We start from the raw sequence: 1,727 nt of genomic DNA, 5'->3' as shown, positions 1-1,727 counted from the left end.
ATAGCGATCGATAATGTGAAGATTATTTCTATCATTCCCGATACACAAGCACCTACAGTACCTGCGAACTTAACAGCTGCTAATATTGCAAACACATCATTAGATCTTAGCTGGGATGCCTCTACAGATAATACAGGGGTTACCGGGTATGATGTATATCAAGATGGAGCAAGTATTGGTTCATCAACCACTACTACGTATAGTGTTAGTGGTCTTACTGCCAATACTAGTTATAGTTTTACGGTGCGAGCCAAAGATGCTGCAGGTAATGCATCTGCAAATAGCACTGCTGCTAATGCCACCACAACAAATGTTGTTCAATATACCTTAACGACCAATACGACAGGACAGGGAACTGTAAGTGGTGGTGGAACTTATAACTCAGGAACCTCAGTTACTGTTACCGCTACTGCTGCATCAGGATGGGATTTTAGTGGATGGTCTGGTGCCTTGTCTGGTAATACCAACCCGGGATCTGTGACCATGAGTTCTGATAAAACAATAACAGCAACCTTTACTGAAACTCCAGTGATCAGTACATCAACAGAAAAGTATCGATTAACCTGGAGAGGTAACACATCCACGACTATGGTTGTAGGATGGAATCAAGTAACAGGAACGAATCCTGTGGTACATTATGGTACTACAGATTTTGGTAGTAATGCTGCATCATATCCATTTAGCAAAGCTGTAGACAGAACTGTTTCTAGTAAAGGAATGAATAATAACTATGCAAGACTAACAGGACTTCAGGCAGATACTGCTTATTATTTTGTGATCAAGGATAGTGAAGGGGTTTCTAAGAGGTTCTGGTTTAAGACAGCACCTAGTGATCCTAATACTCGTTTATCAATTATTGCAGGAGGAGATTCGAGAAACAATCGTACTCCAAGACAGAACGCCAATAGACTGGTTGCTAAGATCAGACCACATGCAGTACTATTTGGAGGAGATATGACAAGTTCTTCTTCTAGTTCTCAATGGAAAAACTGGTTTGACGACTGGCAATTGACTATCGGTGCTGACGGAAGAATGATTCCGGTAGTAGCTGCACGAGGGAATCATGAAAGCTCTAATGATATCAGAGATCTTTTTGATATTCCTACTGCTGCAGGAGGAGAATATTATGCACTGAGTTTTGGAGGGAATCTGATAAGAACCTATACCTTAAACACAGAGGTAACCCCAGCAGGTACACAGGGAACTTGGTTGGCTAATGATTTAGCATCCAATTCTGCTAGTCACACCTGGGCTGTAGCTCAATATCATAGAGCAACCAGACCTCATGAACCTGGTAAATCAGAACAGAATGATCAGTATGAAGCATGGTCTAAACCTTTTTATACTCATGCCGTACAATTGGTGATGGAGAGTGATTCTCATGTGGTGAAACGTACCTGGCCAATCAAACCTTCGACAGGTTCAGGAAGTGATGAAGGATTTGTGAGAGTGGATACCGATCCAAAGAGAGCTGTTTATGTTGGTGAAGGATGTTGGGGAGCTCCCTTACGTAATGCTTCTGATACCAAAACATGGACAAGAGCTGCTGCATCGTTTAACCAATTTAAGTGGTTATGGATCGATAAGAATAAGATAGAGCTTAGAACTATTAAAGTAGATAATGCTACCAGTGTTGGGCAGGTGAGTGATAACAACTTGTTTGTTTTACCAACCAATATCGATGTTTGGAATCCTACAGGAGGTAGTCTTGTGACTATTGATAACCC

1 protein-coding gene is annotated in these 1,727 nt (G+C 41.4%); it reads left to right on the top strand.

Annotated features, from left to right (window positions below; genetic code table 11):
- On the top strand, positions 1-1,727 hold a 1,727-nt coding region (locus tag Z054_RS29550; protein ID WP_174412252.1), incomplete at both ends, for an InlB B-repeat-containing protein.

This window comes from Aquimarina macrocephali JAMB N27, assembly GCF_000520995.1.
GTDB classification, from domain to species: Bacteria; Bacteroidota; Bacteroidia; order Flavobacteriales; family Flavobacteriaceae; genus Aquimarina; species Aquimarina macrocephali.
The sequence above is the reverse complement of the archived record's forward strand: the minus strand, read 5'-3'. Positions and strand labels throughout refer to the sequence as shown.